This window comes from Lacisediminihabitans sp. H27-G8 (genome assembly GCF_046156175.1).
Lineage (GTDB): Bacteria > Actinomycetota > Actinomycetes > Actinomycetales > Microbacteriaceae > Lacisediminihabitans.
On the sequence record NZ_JAYLVL010000003.1, the window covers coordinates 14,270 to 34,440 of the forward strand.

The following is a 20,171-nucleotide window of genomic DNA, read 5'->3' on the forward strand; positions in this document are numbered from 1 at the left end:
TGACAAGTGAACCGTCACGAACTGCTCCCTCTCGGACCCGGGCCATCAGTTTGTGACGGGTGGGCGGCGGAACGGGCGATTTCCGCCGGGTTCTCACTCGGCATACCTGGCGATGGGGATCCCGTGCGCTGGACGACCCTGGCGCTGGACAGGCGAGATCCGCCGATCCGTCACGAAACGCTCTCGCGCAGCAGTGGGCCAGCAGTTTGTGACGGGTGGAGGGCGGAACGGGCGATTTCCGCCGGGTTCTCACTCGGCATACCTGGCGATGGGGATCCCGTGCGCTGGACGACCCTGGCGCTGGACAGGCGGGATCCGCCGATCCGTCACGAAACGCTCTCGCGCAGCAGTGGGCCAGCAGTTTGTGACGGGTAGGCGGCGGACCTGGCCTTCTCGGCCAGGCACGCCCGGTCGCGGCAGCGGAAGGACCGTCAGCGGCAGCGGAAGGACCGTCAGCGGCACCGGAAGAACCGTCAGCGGCACCGGAAGAACCGTCAGCGGCACCGGGAGAACGGTCAGCGGCACCGGGAGAACCGTCAGGGGCACCGGGAGAACCGCCAGGGGCCCCGGGGCATCATGTTGCGACGGTTGAGGCGCGCTGGGGAGCGCGCACGCCATGTCCGCCGGGCTCAGCGAGCTCGCGGATGCGCCGTCGTGTACATGTCGCGCAGGGTGTCCGCCGTCACCAGGGTGTAGATCTGCGTGGTGGCGACAGAGGAATGCCCGAGCAGCTCCTGCACGACGCGCACATCGGCGCCGCCGGCGAGCAGGTGCGTCGCGAACGAGTGTCGGAAGGTGTGGGGCGAGATCTCGAAACCGAGCTTCGCCTGCTCCGCCCGCGCGCGGATGATCAGCCACGCGTTCTGCCGCGACACCCGCTGACCGCGGATGCCGAGAAAGAGGGCCGGGGTCGACTTGCCCCGGGTGGAGAGCTGTGGCCGCGCTCTCACCAGGTACGCGTCGATGGCGGCCTGAGCGTAGGACCCGAGCGGCACGATCCGCTGCTTTCCCCCCTTGCCGAACAGTCGGACGACGTCGACGCTGTGCCCTTCCGTGCCGATCACGTCGTCCACGTTCAGGTCGACGGCCTCGGAGATGCGAGCGCCCGTTGCATAGAGCAGCTCCAGGAGGGCGCGGTCGCGCAGCGACTGGAGGTCATCCCCCGAGGCGGCATCGAGCACCGCCGTCACCTGCTCGATGGTGATCGCCTTCGGGAGCCGGCTCGCGAGTTTCGGCGGGGTGACGTCGGCGGCGACATCCACCGTCACCAGACCCTCCTCCAGCAGGAAGCGGTGCAGGCTGCGCACCGAGGACAGCATCCGCGCCATCGAGGATGCCGTGAGCGGATTCTCGGAACGGGTGCGCAGGTGGAGCGCGAAGGCCGAGACGTGTGCAACAGTGATCTGATCCGGCGCGATCACACCAGTGTCAGCAAGCTGACGACCGTACGCCGAAAGATCACGACGGTAGGCGGCCACGGTGTTCAACGACAGGCCACGCTCGATCGAGACATGTCGCAGGTACCTGTCGACAGCACGTTCGAAAGGCGAATCGTCAGTCACGGCTGCGGAACTTCGGATGGCGCGGCCACGGTGCATCGGCAGCCCCGAGACTGACCCACCCTGCCGCTCGTGAGACGTGGGCCGTGAGCACGGCGATGGAGAGGATCGAGTTGCCGATCGTTCGGCCGAGAACGGCGGCGACGACCTCATCGAGCGGTACCCACCGCTTCTCGATGTCAGACTCCTCGTCGGTGCGCTCGAACGCGCTGTGGGCGTCGGTCAATCCGCGGGCGAGGTAGATGCGGATCGCCTCGTTGCTGCCGCCGGGCGTGGAGTAGAAGTCACTCAACAGGTGCCACTCGCTCGCGACGACATCCGCTTCCTCGGCGAGTTCGCGCTGCGCACCCAGCACGGGAGATTCGCCGTCGATGTCGAGCAGCCCGGCGGGGATCTCCCACTCGCGCGCACCGACGGGCTGCCGGTACTGCTTGATCAGGAGCACCCGATCCTGGTCATCGAGGGCGAGGATAGCGACTGCGCCGGTGTGGTCCACGTATTCGCGGCTGATGGTCTGCACCGCGACCTCGTCTCCGTATTCGAAGACATCCCGCCGGATGTCCCAGACGATGCCCCCGTAGACCACCTCGCTCGACACCACGCTGACGGGGAACACCTCGTCGGAGAGCGGCTGTGACATGCTCACGCGTCCTGCACGGTGAACAGGCGCGTGGCCTCCTGCCGCTCGAGCGCCGCGGCGACGAGACCCTGGAAGAGCGGATGTGCGCGGTCGGGTCGCGATCGCAGCTCCGGATGCGCCTGGGTGCCGACGTAGTAGGGGTGGACGTCTCGCGGCAGCTCCACGAATTCCACCAGGTGGCCGTCGGGCGAGACGCCGGAGAAGTCGAGTCCCGCCGCGGCGATCTCGGCGCGGTAGGCGTTGTTGACCTCGTAGCGGTGTCGGTGGCGCTCCTCCACGCGGTTCGATCCGTAGACCCCGGCGACGATCGATCCCTCGGTGAGATCGGCGGGGTAGAGGCCGAGACGCATCGTGCCGCCGAGGTCTCCCCCGGCGATGATCTCCACCTGCTCGGCCATGGTCGCGATCACCGGGAATTCGGTCTCCGGGTCGAACTCCGAAGAGGATGCCCCGGTGAGACCCACGACATTGCGCGCGTACTCGATCACCATGCACTGGAGTCCGAGGCAGAGCCCCAGCACAGGAATGCCGTTCTCTCGTGCGAATTTGAGCGCGCCGAGCTTGCCTTCGATGCCGCGGACGCCGAAGCCTCCCGGCACGCAGATGCCGTCGACATCCGAGAGCAGTCGCGCCGCGCCGTCCGGCGTCTCGCACTCGTCCGACGGGATCCAGCGCACGAGGACCTTCGTCTGCTGGGCGAAACCACCGGCCCGAAGTGCCTCGGTCACGGAGAGATAGGCGTCGGGAAGGTCGATGTATTTGCCGACGAGACCGATCGTGACCTCGTGCTTCGGCTGGTGCACCGCGGCCAGCAGGTCTTTCCAGCCCGACCAGTCCACCTCTGCAGCCTCGAGCCCGAAGTGGTCGATGATGTAGGCGTCGAGTCCCTGGTCGTGGAGCATGGTCGGGATGTCGTAGATCGAGGGCACGTCGATGGCGTTGACCACAGCCTGCTCGTCCACGTCACACATGAGCGCGATCTTGCGCTTATTGGACTCGGAGACCGGGCGGTCGGAGCGAAGCACGAGGGCATCCGGCTGGATTCCGATGGAGCGCAGGGCCGCGACGGAATGCTGGGTCGGCTTGGTCTTCTGCTCCCCGGAGGCACCGAGGTACGGCACGAGGGAGACGTGCACGAAGAACACATTGCTTCGGCCCAGTTCGTGGCGCACCTGGCGGGCGGCTTCGATGAAGGGTTGGGATTCGATGTCGCCTACGGTGCCGCCGACCTCCGTGATGATGACATCCGGCCGGGACCCGTCCGCGGCGACCTCGGCCTGCAGGCGCATCCGCCGCTTGATCTCGTCGGTGATGTGCGGAATCACCTGCACAGTGTCGCCAAGATATTCGCCGCGGCGTTCCTTCGCGATGACGGTGGAGTAGATCTGGCCCGTGGTGACATTCGCGGCCTGATTGAGATTGATGTCGAGGAAGCGCTCGTAGTGGCCGATGTCGAGGTCGGTCTCGGCCCCGTCGTCGGTCACGAAGACCTCGCCGTGCTGGAAGGGGTTCATGGTGCCCGGATCCACGTTGAGATACGGGTCGAGCTTCTGCATGACGACGCGGAGTCCGCGGGCCGTGAGGAGGTTTCCGAGACTGGCTGCCGTGAGTCCCTTACCGAGACTCGAAACGACTCCACCAGTGACGAAAATGTGCTTGGTTGTGTCCGCGTTTTGTTTGTTCACCACGGGGTTACAGCTTATCAGTGGCTCGGCGTCGAAAACGGTGCGGGGCTCGCCCCAGTTCCGGCATTCTCACGCCCCTGCCGTGCCGAGTCGCACCGCGAGCGAGTCGACCCCGGCGGCGATCGCTTCGCTCGCACTCCAGCGGGCCTGCAGTCGCGCAAGCACGGCATCCAGCTCGACCCGGTCGAGACCGGGCACCAGGGCGAGGTTCACCACCAGTTCGGGACCGGCGAGCCGGGCATCCGGGTCTCCGGGTTCGAGACTGAGGGATGCCACGGCGGGTTCCCTCTCGATCGAGAGGCGGAACTCGTCGAGCACTCCGGCATCGAGATGGCTCGGGGACCAGGGCTGGGACTGCGCGATCGCCCAGAGCGCCGGGCGTCGGATCACGAACTCGGTCGGCGAGGTCGGGTCGAGCACCACGAGTTCTGTGCCTTCACTCGCGGCGGCGAGGGCCACGCGCACGGCATCGGCCGGCACGGGACGCGCCAACGGTTTCCAGCGTCGCATCGCCTCCACCGAGCTGAAGACGGGCATCACGTTGCGCCCGTCGGGGCCAGCGACGGTCACGATCGACAACTCGGCACTCTTGTCGACGGGGTGCTCGTGATCGCCGATCGCCGATTCGCCGAGTTGCGCCACCAGCGGAATCAGCAGGCGCGAGCCGCGAACGGCGTCGACGACCCCGGCGGATCCGATCTCTCCGGCCGCGAACTGTGCGAGCGCGAGTGAAAGCGCGGCAGGCGCCGAGCCGTCGTCATCCGAGGAGGCGCCATGCTCGAAGCGGCGCCCCTCCCAGGGCATCCCGGCGGAATCGGACACCGGATGCTCAGTCGGACGCGACCGCGAGGGCCTCGGCGAGGGTGAAGGCCTTGGCGTAGAGCGCCTTGCCCACGATCGCCCCCTCGACTCCGAGCGGCACGAGTGCGCGGAGCGCGGCGATGTCATCGAGGTTCGAGATGCCGCCGGATGCGACGACGGGCCGGTCGGTGCGCTCGGCGACCGAGCGCAACAGCTCGAGGTTCGGACCCTGCAGTGTGCCGTCCTTGGTCACATCCGTCACGACATACCGCGCGCAGCCCGCCGCCTCCAGTCGGTCGAGCACCTCGAACAGGTCACCGCCGTCCTTCGTCCAGCCGCGCGCCGCGAGGGTCGTGCCGCGCACGTCGAGCCCCACCGCGATCAGCTCGCCGAACTTGGCGATCACCGTCGCCGCCCAGTCCGGATTCTCCAGCGCCGCCGTGCCGAGGTTGATGCGCTTCGCCCCGGTGTCGAGGGCAGCTTCGAGGCTGGCGTCATCACGGATTCCGCCAGACAGCTCGATGAGGGCGTCCCCGCCGACCCGCTTGATCACCGAACGGATGGCATCGTGGTTGTTGCCCCGACCGAAGGCGGCATCGAGGTCCACCAGGTGGATCCACTCGGCCCCCTGCGAGGTCCAGTCCGCCGCGGCATCCACCGGGTCGCCGTAGCTCGTCTCGCTGCCGGCCTCACCCTGGGTCAGGCGCACCGCTTGGCCATCGGCGACGTCGATCGCGGGCAGCAGCACGAGTTTGGGGGTGCAGTCGAGGGCGCTCATCGGATCTTTTCTCTTCGGGACGGCTGGGGGCTGAGACGGCTGGGACTGTGCAGTGTTTCGGGGCGTTACAGGGTTTCGAGCCAATTCGCGAGCAACCGGATGCCCGGCTCCCCCGACTTCTCGGGGTGGAACTGGGTGGCGCTGAGCGGTCCGTTCTCCACCGCGGCGAGAAAACGGGTGCCATGCTCGGCCCAGGTGAGCTTCGGCTCGGGGAAGGGCGGCATCACGTCGAGAGTCCACTCGGTCGCGGCGTAAGAGTGCACGAAATAGAAGCGCTCATCGGCGATTCCTTCGAAGAGCACGGAGTCGCTCGGCGCTTCGAGGGTGTTCCACCCCATGTGCGGAAGGATCGGGGCGTCGAGCTCTGTGATGACCCCTGGCCACTGGTCGAGGCCCTCGGTCTCCTCCCCGCGCTCCACTCCCCGACCGAACAGAACCTGCATTCCCACACAGATACCGAGCACGGGCTTACCTCCGGCCAACCGGAGGTCCACGAGATCTCCGCCGTGAACCGAGTCGAGCGCAGCCATGACCGCGGAGAACGCGCCGACCCCGGGCACGAGGAGCCCGTCGGCAGCAAGCACCCGGGACCGGTCGGCCGTGAGGTCGACATCGGCTCCCGCAGCCTCGAGAGCTTTCGCGGCAGAGTGCACGTTGCCGCTGCCGTAGTCGAGCACGACGACGGAGGGGCGACTCATGGTCAGAGCGCGCCCTTGGTGGAGGGGATGCCCGTGACCCGGGCATCCGGCTCAACGGCCGTGCGCAGGGCGCGCGCGAATGCCTTGAACTCGGCCTCCGCGATGTGGTGCGGATCGCGGCCGCCCAGCACGGTGATGTGCACGGTGAGGCCGGCATTGAAGGAGATCGCCTCGAAGACGTGGCGCACCATGGAGCCGGTGAAGTGTCCTCCGATGAGGTGGAACTCGAACCCGGCGGGCTCGCCGGTGTGCACGAGGTAGGGTCGCCCCGAGACATCCACGACGGCCTGCACGAGCGCCTCGTCGAGCGGCACGAGCGCGTCGCCGTAGCGGGCGATTCCCGACTTGTCGCCGAGTGCATCCTTGATCGCTTTGCCGAGCACGATCCCGATGTCCTCGACGGTGTGGTGCACGTCGATCTCGGTGTCACCGCTCGCGCGCACCTTCAGGTCGATGAGCGAGTGCTTGGAGAACGCGGTGAGCAGGTGATCGTAGAAGGGCACCGAGGTTTGGATATCGGATACGCCGGTGCCGTCGAGATCGAGTGACAGGTCGATGCTCGACTCGCTCGTCTCGCGCTGGAGGTGCGCGACGCGCTGGGGACTCATGAACCAATCCTACCGAGCGCGTTCGAACCGTTACCCGCAGTGTCGAGCGCAGCGAGAGCGTGGAGGAAGGCGGTGGTCTCCGCCGCCGTGCCCGCCGTCACCCGCAGGTGATTCGGGATGCCGATGTCGCGGATGATGATGTCTTGTTCGAGCAGCGCCTCGAATACCGCGTGGGGGTCTTCGACTCCCCCGAACAGCACGAAGTTGGCCCAGCTGCGCCAGACCGGGTAGCCCAGCCTGGGCAGTTCCTCGAGCAGGCGATCGCGCTGCGCCTTGATGTCATCGACCATCGCGAGCATCTCGCCACTGTGAGCGAGGGCGGCGATCGCCGCCGCCTGGGTGAGGGCCGAGAGGTGGTACGGAAGTCGCACGAGTCGAAGTGCATCCGTGATCGCGGGATCGGCGGCGAGGTAGCCGAGTCGGGCCCCCGCGAAGGCGAATGCCTTGCTCATCGTGCGCGAGACGATGAGTCGCTCGCGACCCTCGAGCAGACTCAGGGCGGTCGGCAGGCCCGTCGGCGCGAACTCGGCGTAGGCCTCGTCGACCACGACGATGCCGTCGGTCGCGTCGTAGGCCGCGACGATCGTCTCGAGGGAGAGCGGTGTGCCGGTCGGATTGTTCGGCGAGCAGAAGAACACGATGTCCGGTGTCGTCTTCTCGATCCACTCGACTGCGGTCTGCGGCGAGATCTCGAAGGCATCGTCCCGCTCGCCTGCAATCCACGTGGTGCCCGTGCCCGACGCGATGATCGAATGCATCGAGTAGGTGGGAGGGAATCCCAGCACACTGCGGCCCGGGCCTCCGAACGCCTGCAGGATCTGCTGCAGCACCTCATTGGAGCCGTTCGCCGCCCAGATGTTGTCTCGGGTCAGGCCGGATCCGAGGTAACCGGCAAGGCTGTCGCGCAGTTCCGTGAACTCGCGATCGGGATACCGGTTCACGCCGAGAACGGCCGCGGCCAGCGCGGTCACGATATCCGTGGCGACTGCCTCGGGGATCGGATGGGTGTTCTCGTTGACATTGAGTCGGATTCGCACCTGCTCCTGGGGTGCACCGTAGGGCGTGAGGCCACGGAGGTCGTCACGGATGGGCAGATCGTCTAGGGAAACCACGTATCAATGCTAGAGGGCGCTAGGTGTCCGGAAGCGAGGCGGGAACCCCGGCGATCGTGCCCAGTGGACGGGCGGCTCGGTCTGATCAGTTTCAGCGCGAACAGTTTCGTACGAGCAGTTTCCGTGCGATTAGTTTCAGTGCGATCAGTTTCAGTGTGAGTACTTGAGCGGTACGGCAAGGCTCTGGCCTGGCTGCACCTCTGTGCTGCCCAGCTGGTTGAGCTGCACGATGTCGGACACGACGTCCCGGGGGTCCGATGACGGGGCGATCTCTCCCGCCAGCTGCCAGAGGCTCTCGCCCGGTTGCACGGTGACATGCGCGAAGGTGACCGACGAGGCATCCACACCAGCTGAGGCACCGCCACCGTTGAGGGCGAGACCGAAGGCGGCGATAACGAGGGGTGCGGCGACCAGGATCGTCAGCAGCGCATACCCGCGGCGCGTGATGCGCAGTCGCGGGGTGTGCTGCAGCGGCGTGCCGTTCGTCGCCGGCCGGGCCACGCTCATCCGTGCCGCGCTGCTGGGGCCTGCTGGCCTGCTCAGTAGCGGTGTGGCCAGCGGTGATGTGGCCAGCGGTGATGTGGCCAGCCTTGATGTGGCCAGCCTTGATGTGGCCAGCGGAGATGTGATCAGGAGTGCTGTGGTCATCGTCGTGCCTTCCTCTGCCTACCTCGGAGCGCTTACTGGAACGGAGCGCTTACAGGGTTTTCGTATCCGACACTCGGCCGGGAGTGCCGGATACGAAGCTTTGTTCCGAACATACATTCGATTTCTACGGAATTCAAGCGTTGTCTTCGACATTTCCCGAAATTGAGCCGCAACACACTCGAACAGGTGTTTGTTTCGAGGGTGAAACGCGGATACAGTTTCGATTGTCTGGGGATGAGACAACCAGCGACCACTGACATTGCCGAAATGGTGCGTCATCCGCGCCGGATTCGACGACTAGCCAGACAGAGCAGCACCCAGACAGAGCAGCACCCAGACAGAGCAGCACCCAGACAGACGAATGCCCAGACAGCAGGAGTGACATGAGCGAGATGGATTCAGGCGACAGCCGCGGGGCCGGGCGCGGACCGCGCGAGGCCGGACCTGTGCAGGAGAAGCCGGGGACCCGCCGACGTAAGAGCCTGAGCGATAAGCAGCTCGCGATCCTCGACTTCATCCAGCGCGCTGTGGCGTCGAGAGGCTATCCGCCGAGCATGCGGGAGATCGGGGATGCGGTCGGCCTGTCGTCGTTGTCGAGTGTCACCCACCAGCTCAACCAACTCGAGCTCAGTGGCTACCTGCGCCGCGACCCCAACCGGCCGCGCGCGCTCGAGGTGCTCATCGACATCCAGCAGGAGGAAGGCGCTGTCGTCTCCGACAACCCGACGCCGATCGGTGACGCGGCGATGGTGCCGCTCGTCGGTCGCATCGCTGCCGGTATCCCCATCACCGCAGAGGAGATGGTGGACGAGGTCTTCCCTCTCCCCCGCCAGCTCGTGGGCAAGGGCGAGCTCTTCATGCTCAAAGTCGTCGGGGATTCCATGATCGACGCGGCCATCTGCGACGGCGACTGGATCGTGGTGCGCCAGCAGAAGTCTGCGGAGAACGGAGACATCGTCGCGGCCATGCTCGACGAAGAGGCGACCGTCAAGGTCTTCCAGCAGCGTGATGGCCACACCTGGCTGCTTCCGCGCAACAGCGCGTTCGCGCCGATCCTCGGTGACTACGCCGAGCTGCTCGGCAAGGTCGTCGCGGTGCTTCGATCGGTATAAGCGAGAACGCGGCGCCATTGCTCTGGTGAAGTATGAGCTCGGCGCCGTGCTGTGCTGCTCGAGTGGCGAGTGGACAAATCAGTCGATGCGCCACCCCGCCAACGGCGGCCCGGTCAGGCCAGCTCGCTGACCCAGAGCGTCGTCGACGAACCGGTATCGCTGCACGTCGGTGCCTGGGTAGGGATCACTGCACCATCCGGGCCGCGCTGCGCGCCCCCTTCGGTAAGACGTACCACCCGAGGCAGGCAAGAACAGCCAGCAACCCGCTGAACGCGATAGAGATAGTGGCGGTGCGATAGAGCACGGTGCGATCGAAGAGGTCGGCACCGGCGGCGACTCCGCCAATCCAGATCGCGAGAGCGACCGCCGCCAGCACCACTCCGATGGTCACCCACACTGCGATCCTCACTCGCGAGTCCAACCGCGTGGAATCGGTGCCGGATGCTCGCGTGCCTACCGATGGCATGCGCCGCACCCAGCCAACGGCCCAGATCGCGACAATGACGAGCCCGCCGACGCTGCTTGCGTATTGCGCCCAGCGATAGGCTGCGAACGGTCCGAGTTGCGCGCGAAACCCAGCCACGTGCAGCACCACCCAGCCGTCCGGATGGGTGAAGGAATCCCACGCGAGATGGGTGGCGATTCCCACCAGCAACGACACCAGGATCATCGCGACCCGGCTGAACCTCGGTAGTCGGGGAGGTCCCTCGGGCGGCCGCAAGCGGGCGCGCACCCAGTCGGGAGCGAAGTCACCGATGGGTGCTCGGAAGACGAATATCCACAGCACCAGAACAACGATCCCCATCGGCAGATCGGCCAGCGGCACCCCGGGAATCGAGTGCGTCAGCCCCCTCGGGATACCGAGCGGCAGAAAGTACGGCAGATCCGGCACCATGCTGCCGATCACCAACGCCGCCGGAGCGAGTGGCGACCGCACGAACGGCAGAATCGCGGCGATGTGACTCGGAGTGAACGGCATCCGCTCACCCTAGCCGCGGCCCCGCATTGCCCTGAGCGACACGCACACCCGATTGTCCGGGCACGCGGGTCACTCAGGGCAGCACAGCGACCTGCTACTGCGCGCTCACCCGCTCACGCACGGCACGCGTTGCGGCGACGACGTTGGTGAGGGATGCCACGGTCTCGTCGTAGCCGCGGGTCTTCAAGCCGCAGTCGGGGTTCACCCATACCTGGCGGTTGGGGATCGATCCGAGTGCGATCTCGATGAGGTCGGTGACCTCCTCGATCGAGGGCACGCGCGGGGAGTGGATGTCGTACACGCCCGGGCCGATGCCGCGACCGAAGCCGCTGCGCTGGATGTCGGGAACGACCTCCATCTTCGACCGGGCGGCCTCGATGGACGTCACATCGGCATCCAGGTTGTTGATGGCGTCGATGACCACACCGAACTCGGAGTAGCAGAGGTGGGTGTGGATCTGGGTCTTGGCCTCGACCCCCGCTGTCGCCAGGCGGAAGGATCGCACGGACCAGTCGAGGTAGGCGGCCTGGTCTGCCTTCTTGAGAGGCAGCAGCTCGCGCAGCGCGGGCTCATCCACCTGGATGATTCCGATGCCTGCCTCCTCGAGGTCTTCGATCTCGTCGCGGAGCGCGAGCGCGACCTGATTGGCCGTCTCCCCCAGCGGCTGATCGTCGCGCACGAAGCTCCAGGCCAGGATGGTGACCGGGCCGGTGAGCATGCCCTTGACCGGCTTCTCGGTGAGACTCTGCGTGTACGACGACCACTCCACGGTGATGGGCGCCTCGCGCGCGACATCCCCCCACAGGATCGACGGACGCGTACAGCGGCTGCCGTAGGACTGCACCCAGCCGTTCTGCGTCACCGCGAAGCCGTCGAGGTGTTCGGCGAAGTACTGCACCATGTCGTTGCGCTCGGGCTCGCCGTGCACGATCACGTCGATTCCGATCTCCTCCTGCAGATCGACGACGCTCTTGATCTCCGCCTTCAGGAAGTCGATGTACTCGTTCTCGCTGATCTCGCCCTTCGCATTGGCCGCGCGGGCCTTGCGGATGTTGCCGGTCTGCGGAAACGATCCGATCGTCGTCGTGGGAAGGAACGGCAGGTTGAGGGCGGCATCCTGCGCGGCAAGGCGCTCGGAGTAGTCGCCGCGCCCGAAGTCGGCCTCCGTGAGAGCGGCCGCTCGCGCACGCACGTCTCCGTCGCGAACTCCGGGGGCGATCCGGCGGTCGGCAAGAGCGGCCGAAGCGGCATCGAGGTCTCCCTGGATAGCGGATGCACCGCCCGCGAGTCCCGCCGCGAGGACCGCGATCTGCGCCACCTTCTGGTCCGCGAAGGCGAGCCAGCTCTTCAGGCGGTCGTCGAGAAATGGCTCGTCCGCGACGTCGTGCGGGGTGTGGAAGAGGCTCGTGGACGATGTGACGGCCACGTTGGGCGATAGCGCCTTCAACGACTCGAGGGTGTCGAAAGCGGCGGCGAGGTCTCCGCGCCAGATGTTGTGACCGTCGATCACGCCACCGACCAGCGTCTTCTCGGTGTGGAAGTCCTCCGGGATGGACCCCTTCACGAGGTCGAGCCCGATGGCCTCGATCGAGGTCGAGTCGAGCACCGGGAGCGCGTCGTCGAGGCTGCCGTAGGGCGCGGCGACGAAGATCTGCGGGCGCACGTCCAGGGCACCGAGGGCGTCATAGGCACGCTTGGTGGCGGCCAGCACCTCGGCGCGGGGAACCTCGATGCTCTCGCTGACGAGCGCGGGCTCGTCCAGCTGCACCCACTCGGCACCGACGGCGGTCAGAGCGGCGAGCAGTTCGGCGTAGACCGGCAGGAGGTCGTCGAGGCGATCGAGGGGCTGGTAGCCCTCCGGAGCGTCCTCACTCGCCTTGCTGAGCAGCAGGAAGGTGACCGGGCCGACGATGACGGGGCGGGTGCGGAAGCCGCTGGTGGTGGCCTCTGCGACCTCGCGAACCAAGCGGTCGGAGGCGAGGTGGAAGTCGGTCTCCGGACCGATCTCCGGCACGAGGTAGTGGTAGTTGGAGTCGAACCACTTGGTCATCTCGGCGGGGGTGTTGTTGCCTTCGCCACGGGCGATGGTGAAATATCCGGCGAGGTCGACGGTGCCGTCGGCGGCGACGAGTGAGGCGAAACGAGTGGGCACGGCGCCGACGGCGACCGCGGCATCCAGCATCTGGTCGTAGAAGGAGAAGGCCTCGGGGATCGAAGAATCGGACTTGCCGAGACCGAGGGAGACCAGGCGCTCACGGGTGACAGCCCGCAACTCGGCGGCGGTCGCCTCGAGCTCATCGGCCGTGATGCGGCCGGCCCAGAATGACTCGACGGCCTTCTTGAGCTCGCGGCGACGGCCGATCCGGGGGTAGCCCAGGATGCTGCCGGTGGGGAATGAGGGGGTCGTCATACGGATTCCTTGTGGTTGGGTGATTCTGGTGAGGTCAGCCCGGCGATGAGACCGACTCCGTTGAGAACGGACAGTACGGCCCGGTGCTGGTTGAAAGTGTAGAGGTGGAGGCCCGGCGCTCCTCCCGCGAGGATCTCGAGCGAGAGCGAGACGGCGTGCTCGATTCCGATCTCGGCCTGTTCGTCCGCGGAATCGCTGGCGTGCAGGCGCCGCGACAGCTCTTCGGGACGACGCTCACCGGTGAGTTCGAGAATTCGCTCGAGCCGGGTGGGGGCCGTGGCGGGCATCACGCCCGGCAGGATCGGGATCGTGACCCCCGCGGTGCGGGCCTCATCGACGAAGCCGAGGTAGTCCTCGGCGTGGAAGAACAGCTGCGTGATCGCGACGGTCGCGCCGGAGACCTGCTTGGCGAGCAGGGTGTCGATGTCCTGGTTCGACCGCTTCGACCGCGGATGCCCGTTGGGGAAGGCGGCCACGGCCACCCGCACCTTCTGGCGGGTCGAGGGGATCGCGCCGCCGCCGGAAGCGCTCCGCGACGGCAGAGTCGCATACTGCGCCCGCTCCGTCTGCACCCGGTGGATGAGCTGCACGAGTTCGGAAGCACTGCCGAGGTCGCCGAGGAACTGGTCGCCCTCGACCGCACCGCGCGGGGGATCGCCGCGGAGGGCGAGGAAGCTCGTGATGCCGGCATCGAGGAACTCGCGCACCAGACGGTTCGCTTCGTAGTGCGATGACCCGACGCAGGTCAGGTGGGCGAGGGGATGCACGGAGGTCTGCTCCCGGATGTACCGCAGCACCTCGAGCGAACTCTCGCGGGATGAGCCGTTGGCCCCGTAGGTGACCGACATGAAGTCGGGACCCACCGCGGCCAATTGCTGGATCGTGTCCCAGAGAGTGTGCGCCGCCGCCTCGTTACGGGGCGGAAACAGCTCGAACGAGAACGGGATGCGCGCGCTCGGCAGGCTGTTTTCGCCGGGGCTGTCGGGAGCGGGCACGGGTCTTGGTCCTCGGTGCATAGCGCCGGCTGTCGAGTGGACCACTAGGCCCACTGCATCGCCGTTCTGGTGGGATGCGGAGCCGATCGGCTCCTGTGGGCGGGTGCCGGGCTCGGCTGTCGCTCCTCGGCTCGCAACACTCGCGAACCTCAGTCCAGCCAGACTAGCAAGCAGAGCTGCTGCCGGCAGAAGTGTTACGCAATCAGACGACGACGGCGGGAACCGGTGTCGCGAACGGGCGCAGCGCGGCCGCATGCTCCTCGGTGACGAGCACCGAAATCCGCGTTCCGCCCTCTTCATACTCGGTCGAGACGATCCGGGCGTGGTCGTGAAGCGACGAAATGACGTCCCCCCGGTCGTAGGGCACGAGAAGGTCGAGTTCGATCGACGGGGCGGGCAGGGTGCGCGCGATCGCGGCGAGGATCTCCTCGATGCCCTCGCCGGTGCGAGCGGAGGCGAAGATCGCTTTCGGTTCGAGCCCCCGCAGCACGAGCCGCTGGCTGTCGTCGATGAGGTCGCTCTTGTTGAAGACCACGATCTCGGGGATATGCCGCGCCTCGACCTCGCCGATCACGTCCCGTACGGTCGCCAGTTGGCTGCCGGGGTCCGGGTGCGATCCGTCGACGACATGAAGGATCACATCCGAATCGGCGATCTCCTCGAAGGTGGAGCGGAACGCCTCGACCAGCTGGTGGGGCAGGTTGCGCACGAAACCGACAGTGTCGGTGAGGGTGTAGGCCTGGCCCTCCTCGGTCTCGTTCTTGCGCACCGCGGTGTCGAGGGTGGCGAACAGGGCGTTCTCCACGAGCGCTCCCGCTCGCGTGATGCGATTCAGAAGCGAAGACTTTCCGGCATTGGTATAGCCGGCGATGGCGACGGATGGCACGGAGTTGCGGTTGCGGTTCGCGCGCTTCGCCTCGCGGGCAGGCTTGAAGGCGAGGATCTGCTTCTTCAGCCGGGACATACGGGTGTGGATGCGGCGACGATCGAGCTCGATCTTCGTCTCACCCGGACCGCGGCTTCCCATTCCGTTGCCGGCGCCTACCTGGCCACCGGCCTGGCGTGACATCGACTCGCCCCAGCCTCGGAGTCGGGGAAGCAGGTATTCGAGCTGGGCGAGCTCGACCTGGGCCTTGCCCTCCCGGCTCTTGGCGTGCTGGCTGAAGATGTCGAGGATCACCGCCGTGCGGTCGATGACCTTCACCTTCACGACGTCCTCGAGCGCTCGGCGCTGGCTGGGGGCGAGCTCGCTGTCGACGATCACGGTGTCGGCGCCGACGCTGGCGACCACATCCCGGAGCTCGATCGCCTTTCCCTTGCCGAAGAAGGTACTGGGATCGGGGGTCGCCCGCCGCTGGAGGAGCCCGTCGAGCACGGTGGCCCCGGCCGTCTCGGCAAGCGCGAAGAGCTCGCGCATCGAGTTCTCGGCCTCTTCGGTGTTGCCCTGGCTGTAGATGCCGATGAGCACGACGCGTTCGATACGCAGCTGCCGGTATTCGACCTCTGTGACGTCTTCGAGCTCGGTGGACAGACCGGCCACTCGACGGAGGGCCTGGCGGTCTTCGCGGTCGAACTGGTCCCCGTCGGAATCCGACTCGACCCCGCGGCTCTGGAGGGCCTGGGCGTTGCCGGACCCGAACAGTGTGTACCCGGCCGACTTGCTCGCGGCTTTCGCCAGCACGCGGCTGACGGCGTCGTCATCCTCGCGTGCGTCTGTCTCAGGTTCAATCATCTGGTTAACCCTAGCTCCTCGTATTTCGATAGGTTTCTCTGCATGGCCTCTGAGCATTACTTCTCCGAAATGCCCGAGAGTGAGCTCAAGTTCCGCCAGATCCGCGTTCCGCTGGCCGATCAGACTTTCGAACTGACCACCTCCAACGGCATCTTCAGCCCCGAACGCATCGACGCCGGAACCCAGGTGCTCCTCGCCAACACGCCCCCGGCGCCTCCCGGAGGAAATCTGCTCGACCTCGGCTGCGGGTGGGGACCGATCGCCCTCACTCTCGCCCTGCAATCGCCTCACGCCACCGTGTGGGCTGTGGATGTGAACTCCCGCGCCCTCGACCTCGTGCGCCGCAACGCCGAAGCCGTCGGCGTCACCAATATCAACGCCGTGACCCCGGAAGATGTTCCCGCGGACCTGAGTTTCCTGTCTATCCGCTCGAATCCGCCGATCCGAGTCGGAAAGAACGAACTCCACGGGATGCTGGAGTTCTGGCTGCCACGGCTCGACCCGGAGTCCGATGCCTGGCTCGTCGTGCAGCGCAACCTCGGATCCGATTCCTTGCATCGCTGGCTCGAAGGCTGGCTCCCCGCGGACTTCGCCGTCTCGCGCGCGGCGACCAACAAGGGCTATCGGGTGCTGAGGGTCCGCCGCAAGTGACCCGCACGGATCCTCCACACGATGGATCCGACCGGAAGACCTTCGAGAGTTTCTCCCGTACCAGCGAGCCACGGTGGCTCTGAAGGCTCGCGACCTCGACGACGCGGAGGGGGCGAAGAGGCCGTTCCCCTCCCCCGGGACGGTCTCGGGGGTGGTTCGACACCGCACTGGCGTGGAACGCCACCGGTTCAGGGCGGCCAGCGAGTCATCCGGACACAAGTCACGCGCTCGCGGCGGGAGAAACTGCCGCTCGCAGCGGGAGAGACTCCTTCGCGGGAGGGCGCCTGCCTCCCTCCGCGACGCCATATTGCCGCCGCCACTGAACCGGGCCGCGCTTCATCGACCGCAAGGCCCCAGCCCCTCGGCGTGGGTCAGTAGGTGAGGTCGCCCTCGAAGACGAGCTCGGCGGGTCCACTCAACGAGACGTGCTCGCCGTCTTCCGCGGCCCACATCCGCACGCCGAGGGTGCCGCCCGGCACCTCGACGCGCCACTGGTTCGGAGCACCGGCCCCGGCCCAGTGCCGGGTCGCGAGGGCCGCCGCAGCCGCGCCGGTGCCACAGGAGAGGGTTTCACCGCTGCCGCGCTCGTGCACGCGCATACGGATGCGTCCGACGCCGTCTTTCACCAGCGGGTCCATCGGCACGACGAACTCGACGTTCGCGCCCTCGGTCGCCTCCGGGTCGAGCACGGGGATGAAGGTCAGGTCGGCGCTCTCGAGCTCCTCATCGCTCGACAACGCGACGACGACGTGGGGGTTGCCGATGTTGATTCCGAGACCCGGGCGCGCCACAGACAGGTTCTTCGCGCGCACGAGCGGTTCGCCACCCTCGAGCGACCAGCGCCCCAGGTCGACCTGGAATCCGGAACTGTTCCGCTGCAGGTCGCGCACACCGCTCCGTGTGCCGATGGGAAGGGTCTCCCCCTGTCCCAGCGTCGCCAGCCCGTTCTGGATCAGGAACTTTGCGAAGACGCGGATGCCATTGCCACACATCTCCGACACCGATCCGTCGGCGTTGTGATAGTCCATGAACCACTCCGCGGCATCGTCCTCGGCGAGGGCAGCAGCACCCGCAGGCAGGTTCTGGGAACGCACCGCTCGGATGACGCCGTCGCCTCCCACGCCGAAGTGGCGGTCGGCGATCGCGGCGATCTGTGCGGGTGTGAGATCGATGAGGCCGTCGGGATCGGCGAAGAAGACGAAGTCGTTGCCGGTTCCGTGGCCCTTGGTGAAATGCAGGTCAGGCATGGTCCAAGAGTATCCGGCGGGCGGACGACACCCGGTCAGGGTCGTCCGAGTCCAGCCAGACCGTCTGGGGGTACCGCCGAAACCATCCCACCTGACGTCGGGCGTATTTGCGCGTGAGCACCCTGGTCTGCTCGATAGCCTCTGCCTCCGTGAGGTCTCCCCTGATCTGCCCGAGGGCCTGGGCATAACCGATGGCACGAGACGCCGTCACGCCGAGCCCGATGGTTTCGAGCGCTCGCGCCTCGTCGACGAGCCCGTCGCTCCACATCCCGGCCACCCGGTCGTCCAGCCGCGGCACCAGGATGTCCCGCGGAGTGGTGAGTCCGAGCGAGGTTGTCGGCATCCAGTAGTCGGACTCGGCGGGCAGGCCCGATCCGAATGGCCGGCCGGTGAGCTCCACGACCTCGAGAGCACGCACCAGACGCCGGCCGTTGTGCGGACCGATCGCCGCCGCTGCATCCTCGTCGACCGCACGGAGATCGCGGTAGAGCAGGCCAGGACCTCTGTCGAGGAGTTCATGCTCCAGCCGCTCGCGAACCACCGGGTCGGTGGGGGGAAACTGGAAGTCGTAGACGACCGAAGAGACGTAGAGCCCGGACCCGCCGACCAGGATCGGAACGGCACCGCGATCGAGGATGCCCGCTATCGTGCCTCGGGCATCCGCCTGGAACGCCGAGACGCTGGCCTCGTCGCGGGGGTCGAGCACATCGAACAGGTGGTGCGGGATGCCGCGACGCTCGTCGACCGGGAGCTTGGCCGTGCCGATATCCATGCCTCGATAGAGCTGCATGGCATCGGCATTGACGATCTCGGCCGCCTGGCCCTCGGAACAGAACCTGTCCGCGAGGTCGAGCGACAGGGCCGACTTGCCGGTGCCGGTCGCACCGACGATGACGACGAGCATTGCCGCTAGCGCTGCCCGTCGTGCAGGTCGTAGATCGGTGACGTGGCGATCCGCAATGTCGGCAGTCCGAGCGAAACCCGTGCCGGAGAGGATGCGGCAGCCCCCGCAGAGGGGATCGCGCACGAGTCGGCCTCGGCCCGATCCCAGGCGTCCCCGGCGCTCGTTCGCCGGATCAGCAGGGGGGCACCGTCGGCGGAGTCGGCGAGCAGATAGAACGGCTTCGCTTCGGAGACACACACGGTGACGACATCCCCCGGGCGCGGAAGCTCGCTGTGAGGCGGGACTTCGAAGTGCACGAGGCGGCTGTCTTCGGCGCGGCCGGACAGCCGGTGGGTGTCGGCATCCTTGGATCCCTCGGCGCCGACCAGGACCCGCACCTCCGTGCCGATCAGCTTCTGGTTCTCTTCCCAGGAGATGCGGTCTTGCAGTGCCACCAGTCGCTCGTAACGCTCTTGCACCACGGCCTTCGGCACTTGCTCGTCCATGGTCGCCGCTGGCGTGCCAGGACGGATCGAATACTGGAACGTGAAGGCGGTGGCGAACCGGGCGAGCTCGACCACGCGGAGGGTCTCCTGGAAGTCTTCTTCGGTCTCGCCGGGGAAGCCGACGATGATGTCGGTGGAGATCGCCGCGTTCGGGATGCGGGCCCGCACCCGGTCGAGGATGCCCAGGAACTTGTCGGACCGGTAGCTGCGGCGCATCGACTTGAGGATCCGGTCCGACCCGGACTGGAGCGGCATGTGCAACTGCGGCATGACGGCGCCGGTCTCCGCCATCGCGTCGATCACGTCGTCGGTGAAGGCAGCCGGATGCGGACTGGTGAAACGGATGCGCTCGAGCCCGCGGATTTCGCCGGCCGAACGGAGGAGCTTGCCGAACGCCTGCCGATCTCCGAACTCGACCCCGTAGGAATTGACGTTCTGGCCGAGAAGGGTGACCTCGATGGCCCCGTCATCCACGATCGCCTGGATCTCGGAGAGGATGTCGCCGGGCCGGCGGTCTTTCTCCTTGCCACGCAGAGCGGGGACGATGCAGAACGTGCAGGTGTTGTTACAGCCGACCGAGATCGACACCCAGCCGGAATAGGTCGACTCCCGCTTGGTCGGAAGGGTCGAGGGGAAGACGTCGAGCGACTCGAGGATCTCCAACTGCGCCTCACCGTTGTGGCGTGCCCGCTCGAGAAGGGTGGGCAGCGATCCCATGTTGTGGGTGCCGAACACCACGTCGACCCAGGGCGCCTTCTCGAGGATGACGTTCTTGTCCTTCTGGGCCAGGCAGCCGCCGACGGCGATCTGCATCCCCTCGTGCTTCTGCTTGACCGAGGCGAGATAGCCGAGGTTTCCGTACAGCTTGTTGTCGGCGTTCTCCCGCACCGCGCAGGTGTTGATCACCACGACATCCGCGATGCCGCCCTCCGCGCGCACATAACCCGCCGCCTCAAGCGAACCACTCAGTCGTTCGGAGTCGTGCACGTTCATCTGGCAGCCGAAGGTGCGCACCTCGTAGGTGCGCGGGGAATCAGTTGCGGCAGGGGTGGTGCCGGCAGGAGCGGTGAGGGTCATGATCCCCCAATCTTAACCGTTGCCCCTAACCGTCGCCGCGCGCGCATCCG

Annotated in this window: 19 protein-coding genes; 3 read left to right on the forward strand and 16 right to left on the reverse strand. The window is 66.9% G+C overall.

The window, feature by feature from the left end; all coding sequences use genetic code 11:
- Nucleotides 1-629 precede the first annotated feature (629 nt).
- From xerD to VLI63_RS09460, 9 genes are all read right to left on the reverse strand, one after another.
- Nucleotides 630-1,598 carry a site-specific tyrosine recombinase XerD gene (gene xerD / locus VLI63_RS09420; RefSeq protein ID WP_409156619.1) on the reverse strand — a complete coding sequence of 323 codons (969 nt, stop codon included), beginning with the start codon at nucleotides 1,596-1,598 and terminating at the stop codon, nucleotides 630-632.
- Entirely contained in the window at nucleotides 1,555-2,199 is a 645-nt protein-coding gene (locus VLI63_RS09425; protein ID WP_409157226.1) for an NUDIX domain-containing protein, read from the reverse strand. The genes xerD and VLI63_RS09425 overlap by 44 nt, the downstream gene beginning before the upstream one ends.
- Before the next feature lie 2 nt (nucleotides 2,200-2,201).
- Complete coding sequence (locus VLI63_RS09430; protein ID WP_409157227.1) at nucleotides 2,202-3,905, reverse strand: CTP synthase; 1,704 nt, start codon at nucleotides 3,903-3,905, stop codon at nucleotides 2,202-2,204.
- A gap of 48 nt (nucleotides 3,906-3,953) precedes the next feature.
- Nucleotides 3,954-4,688, reverse strand: a complete 735-nt coding sequence (locus tag VLI63_RS09435) for an SseB family protein (protein WP_409157228.1) — start codon at nucleotides 4,686-4,688, stop codon at nucleotides 3,954-3,956.
- A 25-nt stretch (nucleotides 4,689-4,713) separates the two neighbouring features.
- A complete protein-coding gene (priA, locus tag VLI63_RS09440; protein WP_409156620.1) occupies nucleotides 4,714-5,463 on the reverse strand; it encodes a bifunctional 1-(5-phosphoribosyl)-5-((5-phosphoribosylamino)methylideneamino)imidazole-4-carboxamide isomerase/phosphoribosylanthranilate isomerase PriA in 750 nt (249 codons plus the stop codon).
- 65 nt (nucleotides 5,464-5,528) lie between these two features.
- Nucleotides 5,529-6,161, reverse strand: a complete 633-nt coding sequence (gene hisH / locus VLI63_RS09445) for an imidazole glycerol phosphate synthase subunit HisH (protein WP_409156621.1) — start codon at nucleotides 6,159-6,161, stop codon at nucleotides 5,529-5,531.
- A gap of 2 nt (nucleotides 6,162-6,163) precedes the next feature.
- On the reverse strand, nucleotides 6,164-6,769 hold the full coding sequence (hisB, locus tag VLI63_RS09450) for an imidazoleglycerol-phosphate dehydratase HisB (protein WP_409156622.1): 606 nt from the start codon (nucleotides 6,767-6,769) through the stop codon (nucleotides 6,164-6,166).
- Nucleotides 6,766-7,881 carry a histidinol-phosphate transaminase gene (locus VLI63_RS09455; RefSeq protein ID WP_409156623.1) on the reverse strand — a complete coding sequence of 372 codons (1,116 nt, stop codon included), beginning with the start codon at nucleotides 7,879-7,881 and terminating at the stop codon, nucleotides 6,766-6,768. Before VLI63_RS09455 ends, hisB begins: the two co-directional genes overlap by 4 nt.
- A 150-nt stretch (nucleotides 7,882-8,031) precedes the next feature.
- Nucleotides 8,032-8,388, reverse strand: coding sequence for a LysM peptidoglycan-binding domain-containing protein (locus VLI63_RS09460; RefSeq protein WP_409156624.1), 357 nt, complete (start codon nucleotides 8,386-8,388; stop codon nucleotides 8,032-8,034).
- Between the two features lie 533 nt (nucleotides 8,389-8,921).
- On the opposite strand from VLI63_RS09460, the gene lexA reads away from it, so the two are divergent.
- Entirely contained in the window at nucleotides 8,922-9,641 is a 720-nt protein-coding gene (gene lexA / locus VLI63_RS09465; RefSeq protein WP_409157229.1) for a transcriptional repressor LexA, read from the forward strand.
- Between the two features lie 184 nt (nucleotides 9,642-9,825).
- Here the strand turns inward: lexA and VLI63_RS09470 are convergent, their stop codons facing one another.
- From VLI63_RS09470 to hflX, 4 genes are all read right to left on the reverse strand, one after another.
- Nucleotides 9,826-10,620: a DUF4184 family protein gene (locus VLI63_RS09470; protein WP_409156625.1), complete on the reverse strand. Its 795-nt coding sequence runs from the start codon at nucleotides 10,618-10,620 to the stop codon at nucleotides 9,826-9,828.
- 94 nt (nucleotides 10,621-10,714) lie between these two features.
- Nucleotides 10,715-13,030, reverse strand: a complete 2,316-nt coding sequence (gene metE, locus VLI63_RS09475; RefSeq protein WP_409156626.1) for a 5-methyltetrahydropteroyltriglutamate--homocysteine S-methyltransferase — start codon at nucleotides 13,028-13,030, stop codon at nucleotides 10,715-10,717.
- Nucleotides 13,027-14,025 carry a methylenetetrahydrofolate reductase gene (locus tag VLI63_RS09480; protein WP_409156627.1) on the reverse strand — a complete coding sequence of 333 codons (999 nt, stop codon included), beginning with the start codon at nucleotides 14,023-14,025 and terminating at the stop codon, nucleotides 13,027-13,029. The genes metE and VLI63_RS09480 overlap by 4 nt, the downstream gene beginning before the upstream one ends.
- A gap of 202 nt (nucleotides 14,026-14,227) precedes the next feature.
- Entirely contained in the window at nucleotides 14,228-15,757 is a 1,530-nt protein-coding gene (gene hflX / locus VLI63_RS09485; protein WP_354575304.1) for a GTPase HflX, read from the reverse strand.
- A 42-nt stretch (nucleotides 15,758-15,799) separates the two neighbouring features.
- Between hflX and VLI63_RS09490 the strand changes: the two genes are divergently transcribed.
- Nucleotides 15,800-16,408 (forward strand): class I SAM-dependent methyltransferase, encoded by a 609-nt coding sequence (locus tag VLI63_RS09490; protein WP_409156628.1) that lies wholly within the window; start codon nucleotides 15,800-15,802, stop codon nucleotides 16,406-16,408.
- A 25-nt stretch (nucleotides 16,409-16,433) separates the two neighbouring features.
- The gene (locus VLI63_RS09495; RefSeq protein ID WP_409157230.1) at nucleotides 16,434-16,790 is read left to right on the forward strand and encodes a DUF664 domain-containing protein; all 357 of its coding nucleotides are present in this window, start codon (nucleotides 16,434-16,436) and stop codon (nucleotides 16,788-16,790) included.
- Here VLI63_RS09495 and dapF read toward each other — a convergent pair.
- From dapF to miaB, 3 genes are read right to left on the reverse strand one after another with little or no spacing between them, the layout of a single operon-like run.
- Entirely contained in the window at nucleotides 16,780-17,655 is an 876-nt protein-coding gene (dapF, locus tag VLI63_RS09500; RefSeq protein ID WP_409156629.1) for a diaminopimelate epimerase, read from the reverse strand. The two genes, VLI63_RS09495 and dapF, sit on opposite strands and share 11 nt — an antisense overlap.
- Nucleotides 17,648-18,559, reverse strand: coding sequence for a tRNA (adenosine(37)-N6)-dimethylallyltransferase MiaA (miaA, locus tag VLI63_RS09505; RefSeq protein WP_409156630.1), 912 nt, complete (start codon nucleotides 18,557-18,559; stop codon nucleotides 17,648-17,650). Before miaA ends, dapF begins: the two co-directional genes overlap by 8 nt.
- Nucleotides 18,560-18,564: 5 nt before the next feature.
- Nucleotides 18,565-20,121, reverse strand: coding sequence for a tRNA (N6-isopentenyl adenosine(37)-C2)-methylthiotransferase MiaB (gene miaB / locus VLI63_RS09510; RefSeq protein WP_409156631.1), 1,557 nt, complete (start codon nucleotides 20,119-20,121; stop codon nucleotides 18,565-18,567).
- Nucleotides 20,122-20,171 lie beyond the last annotated feature (50 nt).